We start from the raw sequence: 6,097 nt of genomic DNA, 5'->3' as shown, positions 1-6,097 counted from the left end.
GCCTCGATCGTCGCGTCACCCTCGGCCACGCTGCTCGGCGGGTACAACGACGACCTCGTGGTGGCGCCACGCGACGGGCGCCCCGTCGTCGTCGACACTGCCGACTTCGGCCTCGACGATCCGCCGTTCGGGCCGCGGGTCCGCCCCATCGGCTGGCTGGATACACCCGAGGGGGGCGATCTGTTCCTCGTCTCCGCCTACGACGTCGAAGCCGGGGTCGAACGCGAATACACGGTCGACGTCTCGGGTGCCGTGGCCCCCTCGCCCGGCCCGGTCCCGGCCACCTACGAAGCGAGGGTCGAGGCCCGCGGGCATCACATCGTGAACGACGCCGGGGGCGTGTACTTCCTCGAGAACGACGGGACGGCGACCCGCATCTCCTCCGGTACGGCCGTCGCGGCATCGGAGACCCAGATCCTGCTACGTGAATGCAACGACGAGCGACAATGCCACTACGCGCTCCAGCCGATCGACGGAGGAGAATCCGCTCCGACCGGCATTCTCCCCGCGGAGGTCGTCGCCGGCGCGTACGGACTTTCGCTCTCCCCGGACGGGACCGCGGTGTCCTACACCTCGTACGGGCTCACGAACGAGCGGGTGATCGTCGACTTCGTCGACGGCCCGGTCGCGACGACCCCGTCCAGCGACTACGCCACGACCGGCGCATGGGCACCCGACGGTTCGGGTGAGTTCGTGGTCGCCGAAGCCTCCAACGGCACCGAGGGACTCGTCTTCCTCGACCGGGTGTCGGGTGACGCCGTCCCGTTCGGTGAGCAACTCGGCCAGGTCATGGGAATCGCGATCCGGTACCCCGACAGTGAATTGGAACCGTCGACGTTCGTCGAGCCGACATCGATCGAGTTCTCGACCGCCGATGGAGTGCCGACCGATCTGCGTCTGGTCGCGTTCAGCGGGCTCGGCGAGATGACGCTGCTCGATCTCGACGCCGCGACGGCGGCGAGCTGGCCGACACAGCCTCTCCCGGGCCCCGCCCAGAGCCAACTGTTCTCCGACGGCGATCGCGTCGGCGGATACACCGACAGCAACGGAGGTACCGGATTCGTCTCCGAGTTCGGTGGCGTGACCACCACGCTGCAGGGCGACAACGTCCCCACCGGTCCGCTGTACCCGGGGCCGGACGGCGGATTCTGGGAGCGCAACGTCGACGAGCCGGGCTCGGAAGGGATCGACTACACCGTCGTCAACCTCGACGGCGGTCCACCCCGCGGCGGAAGTCCAGCTGCGGCGTCGAACGTCCACGAACTGCGAATCGCCAACGGAACACTGCTCGACGGCGACGGGCGCGGCGGGCTCGTCTTCTCGAGCGGTGGGGACCTCTACACGTCCGCCGGCGGTGGCGTGGATCGGCTGACGTCCGGCGAACTGCTCGCGATCGGAACGACGACGGCGCTGGTCCGCGAGTGCGACGAACGCCTGAACTGCGCTGCGTTCGTCGTCGATCGCGAGACAGGTGAACGAACCGACTCCGGGCTCGATCCACTCGCCTTCGCCACCGGGGCGAGCACCGACCGAGCGGTCTCGCTGATCGGTTCGATGTCACCCGACGGTCGCGTCGCCCTGATCAACTTCGCATCTACGGGCACCGCGAGTGACCCACCCGAACCTGTCGACAAGTGGTTCTTCTTCGACCTCGAGACGGGCAATCCGGTCGGAGCACAGCAACCCGACGATGGCCAGCCGATCGTCTGGAACACCGCCGGTACGTACGCCGCGTACGTGGCGGGCGACGAGGTCGTCGTCTACGAACATTCGACCGGCCGCTTCCTGACCGTCCCCGGCACCGACGGAACCCGCTCACTCACCCAGGTCGACCCCGCGTTCTCGTGAACTGTTCGCGCACGGAGCGCCCGACAAGTTCACGAGATCGGCGGCGGGTGCGAGCGACGAGTGCGCGGGTGGGTCAGCTGGAGATGCGCGGGCCGAGTTCCTCCCAGACCCGCTCGTCGTCGAAGCCGAACGCCCACAGCGAGACGCCGTCGAGACCCTCCTCGAGCGCGATGTCGGTCCGCAGTCGGGCACCGAGCGGATCGACGTAGTGCACCGACCGTGACTGGGTGCAGCTCGTCGAGTCGTCGCTGAACTCGATGTCGTACTCGAAGCTCGACTCCCCCGTCACGTCGTCGAACACCGGAACCGCCGAACGGCGGGCGATCAGATCGTCGATCGTGCGCAGGTTGACCGAGGTGACATCTTCGAGTTCGGTCCCCGCTGGGCACGTTCCGGACACACCGATCGGCCAGTTCCGGCCGTAGATCGGGATGCCGAGCACCAGCTTCTCGCGATCGACACCCACGTCCAACGCGCCGTCGACCGACCGCTGCACGAAGCTCAGCGGAGCGATCGGGCCCGGTTCGCCGACCGAGTAGTCGTAGGCCATGATGCGGATCCGATCGACGTGCGGAGCGATCGCACCGTGGTCGTACACCCAGTATCCGCTGCTCGAGGAGCGGTCGCCGTCGTAGATCGGCGGGATGCTGACGGTCAACGTGCGCCCGTCGGCATGCAGCTCGGCGCCGAGCTCCTCCACGAACGCCACCCAGTTCGGTCGTGTGGACTCCCACGTGTCGCGTCCGTCGAAGAACGCAAACCGTTCGTAGTCGAGGTCGATTCCATCGAAGTCTCCGTCCTCGGCGAACGCCACGATGGCGTCCACATGCTGTGTTCGGGTCTCGGGGTCGTCGAGGATCGCCGCCATCTGACCAGCGGGCAGCGCGTCCACGATCGACGGCACGACGTCGGCCCCCGACTCGCGGAGCAGGTCGAGGAAGCGATCGGTGGTGTCGGGATCGGCGTTCGGGTCGATGACGATCTCGTCGACTCCCTCCGCGCTGTACCAGAACGGTGAGACGTCACGCATCGTGTCGACCTCGTCGATCCTGGACTCGGTCGTCTCGTCGAGCGTCCAGTACGGGAGCCAGGCATCGAGCGGGAGACTCGTCCGCTCGACCGGCGGCTCATCGGGCCGGCTGAGCAGAAGTCCTGCGGTGACGGTGGCCGCGACCACCACGATCGCGAGGATGATCGCGCCCGCCGATGGCCGAGCGAAGCCGGACGTTGCGCGGCTCGCCTCCGCCACCTCCGGCTGAACCTCCGACGCCTCCGGTGGGACGTCCGACGCCTCCGGCGGCACCACGAGCGGATCGCCGATCGGGGTCCCGTCAGACGGCGTTCCGTCCGGCGTCACGCCCTCGGGATGCATGCCATCGGGTGTTTGGCCGTCGGGGAAATCGAGGTCGTATGGTGTCCCGTCGGGCGACTGATCGTCAGCGGCCGGCGGGGTCGCGTCATCGGAGCCCATACGTCACGACCAGATCATGTCAGTGCATCGAGTCCGGCGACGTTCAACGAGGAGGGACGGACCGGTGATCAATCCAAAAACGGATCGAGGCTGAGGGTGAGACCCGGGTGCTCGGCGATCTTCCGGCAGGCGAGCACGACGCCGGGCATGAAGCTCGACCGGTCGTAGCTGTCCTGACGAATCGTGATCGTCTGACCCTCGGCACCGAGGATGACCTCCTGGTGAGCGACCATCCCCTGCATCCGGATCGCATGGGCGCGGATGTTCCTCGGTCCCGCTCCCCCGCGCGCCCCCGGGTACACCTCGTGCTTCGTGGGGTCCGGCATGAAGTCGGCATCGCGTGCCGCTGCCATCCGCTCGATCGTGGTGACCGCGGTTCCCGACGGCGCATCGACCTTGCGGGTGTGGTGCAGTTCGATCACCTCAGCGGTGTCGAACCACGGTGCGGCCATTTCGGCGAAGCGCATCATCAGGACCGCCGAGATCGCGAAGTTGGGAGCGATGAGGCAGTTCACGCCGGACTCGGGGGCGAACCGTGCGCGATAGTCGTCGAGATCGGACTCGCTGAATCCGCTGGTTCCGACGACGGCGTGGATTCCGTGTTCGGCGAGCCATGGCAGCGTCGCCCGCGCGGCGTCGGCCACGGTGAAGTCGACGACGACGTCGCAGCTCGCCTCGGAGAACGCATCGAGGCGACTCGAGAGCTCGATCCCCTCGATCGTGTCCCCCTCGCCATCGCGGTCGACCGCGGCGACGAAAACGAGATCGGGGTCAGCGGCGACCGCCGCGCAGACGGTTCGACCCATCTGCCCATTGGCGCCGTTGACCCCGACTCTCATGGTGTTCAATCCTTCCAGATGCGTCATCGGGTGTCAGGCACCCGATGACGCAGATGCACATCGGTGCCAGGCACCCATGTGCATGTATGGATCAGCCGTGACGACGCCGTCCGCCGCCGGTGCCGCCACGACGATTTCCACCGTCACGGTCGGCCTTCGGACGGTCGCTCTTCGGACCCAGGTCACCGAGCTCCTCGGCGAGTTCGGAATCGAAGCTCTCCTCGAAGCTGACCTCGACGATGTCGGAGTCGGTCGATGCCGCGGGGGCAACGTCGCGGTCGTTGCGGTCATCGCGCTCACGACGCGGGGCACGCTCGCGACGCGGGGCATCGTCCGAGCTCGAGCTCGATCCGCTGTCGCCTTCGCCACCACCGAGGGGGCTGGTCGGGGTGAGGCTGACCTTGCCCTTGTCGTCGATCTCATCGACCTTGACCTCGAGCTCCTGGCCCAGTTCGAGAACGTCCTCGACTGCACTGATCCGGCGCCCGCCACCCATCTTCGAGATGTGGACGAGGCCATCGCGGCCCGGGAGGATGTTGACGAACGCACCGAACTTGGTGATGTTCACGACACGGCCCATGTAGACCTTGTCGAGCTCGGCCTTGGGCGGGTCGACGATGTTGAGGATCGCCATCTTGGCCTCCTCCATCCGCCACGCCTCGACAGCACCGATGGTGACGATGCCGCGGGCTCCGTCGTCATCGACGCCGATGTCGGCTCCGGTCTCCTGCTGGATCGTGTTGATGACCTTGCCCTTCGGGCCGATCACTTCACCGACCTTGTCGAGCGGGATGTAGATCGTGCTGATCTTCGGCGCCGTCTCGGCGATCTCGGAGCGGGTCTCCGGGATGGCCTCGTTCATGACGTCGAGGATCGCCAGGCGAGCGACGCGGGCCTGAGCCAGCGCAGCGGACAGGACGTCGGCGGGGATGCCGTCGATCTTCGTGTCGAGCTGCAGCGCAGTGATCGCATCGATCGTCCCGGCAACCTTGAAGTCCATGTCGCCCATGGCATCCTCGGCTCCGAGGATGTCGGTGAGCGTGACGTACTCGCCGTCCTCGTGGATGAGGCCCATGGCGATACCCGACACGTGGCTGCGCACCGGCACGCCGGCGTCCATCAGCGAGAGGCTGGACGAGCAGACCGAACCCATCGAGGTCGAGCCGTTGGAGGCCATGACCTCGGAGACGAGGCGCAGCGTGTACGCGAAGTCTTCCTGGTTCGGGATGACGGGCAGCACTGCGCGAGCAGCGAGGGCGCCGTGGCCGATCTCGCGACGCTTCGGCGAACCGACGCGGCCGGTCTCACCGTTGGCCCACGGCGGCATGTTGTAGTGGTGCAGGTAGCGCTTCTCGTTGTTCGGGTTCAGCGAGTCGATCATCTGGTTCATGCGCGGCATGGCCAGGGTCAGGACATTCATGACCTGGGTCTCGCCACGCTGGAACAGACCGGAACCGTGCGCGCTCGGGAGCACGCCGACTTCGGCACTGATCTCGCGGAGATCGGCCGGTGCACGACCGTCGATCCGGATGCCGTCGTCGAGGACCCGACGCCGCATGACCTTCTTCATCAGGCTGCGGACGGCTTCCTTGACCATCTTCTGCTGATGGGGGAATTCTCCGTCGTCACCACAGAAGTGGCCGATGGCATCGGCGGTGACCGCGTCGACTGCCTCGTTGCGCTCGGCCTTGGCCGAGATCGTGACGGCCGGCTTCATGGCCTCGGTCGAGAACTTCTCGACGGCCTCGAAGATCTCGGGGGTGTAGTCGAGGACCGGGGTCCACTTCATCGGCTCGATCGGGCCGTGGGTGGCGATCACCGAGGCGACGAGCTGACGCTGGAGGGCGATCGAGTCCTTGATCCACACCTTGCAGGCCTGGAGTGCGTCGCCGAGGACTTCCTCGGTGACCTTCTTGGCGCCGTCGTCGTAGTAGTAGAA

General features: G+C 67.0%; 4 protein-coding genes. 1 reads left to right on the top strand and 3 read right to left on the bottom strand.

The window, feature by feature from the left end; translation table 11 throughout:
* On the top strand, positions 1 to 1,848 hold a 1,848-nt coding region (locus tag WBV89_RS05380; RefSeq protein ID WP_423980311.1), incomplete at its 5' end, for a hypothetical protein.
* 73 nt (positions 1,849 to 1,921) lie between these two features.
* On the opposite strand, the gene WBV89_RS05375 is transcribed toward WBV89_RS05380, so the two are convergent.
* The 3 genes from WBV89_RS05375 to WBV89_RS05365 all read right to left on the bottom strand — a co-directional run.
* A complete protein-coding gene (locus tag WBV89_RS05375; protein ID WP_423980310.1) occupies positions 1,922 to 3,319 on the bottom strand; it encodes a glycosyl hydrolase family 18 protein in 1,398 nt (465 codons plus the stop codon).
* A gap of 68 nt (positions 3,320 to 3,387) precedes the next feature.
* Positions 3,388 to 4,158, bottom strand: coding sequence for a 4-hydroxy-tetrahydrodipicolinate reductase (gene dapB / locus WBV89_RS05370; protein ID WP_423980309.1), 771 nt, complete (start codon positions 4,156 to 4,158; stop codon positions 3,388 to 3,390).
* 91 nt (positions 4,159 to 4,249) lie between these two features.
* Positions 4,250 to 6,097 (bottom strand): polyribonucleotide nucleotidyltransferase (locus WBV89_RS05365; protein ID WP_423980308.1); only part of this gene is annotated, 1,848 nt, incomplete at its 5' end.

The organism is Ilumatobacter sp. (assembly GCF_049588435.1).
GTDB lineage: Bacteria > Actinomycetota > Acidimicrobiia > Acidimicrobiales > Ilumatobacteraceae > Ilumatobacter_A.
This window is presented reverse-complemented; position numbering and strand designations above follow the sequence as displayed.

Excerpts from the sequence above, each read along its gene's own strand:
- WBV89_RS05375 (WP_423980310.1), bottom strand. The coding sequence starts at position 3,319 with ATGGGCTCCGATGACGCGACCCCGCCGGCCGCTGACGATCAGTCGCCC.
- dapB (WP_423980309.1), bottom strand. The coding sequence starts at position 4,158 with ATGAGAGTCGGGGTCAACGGCGCCAATGGGCAGATGGGTCGAACCGTC.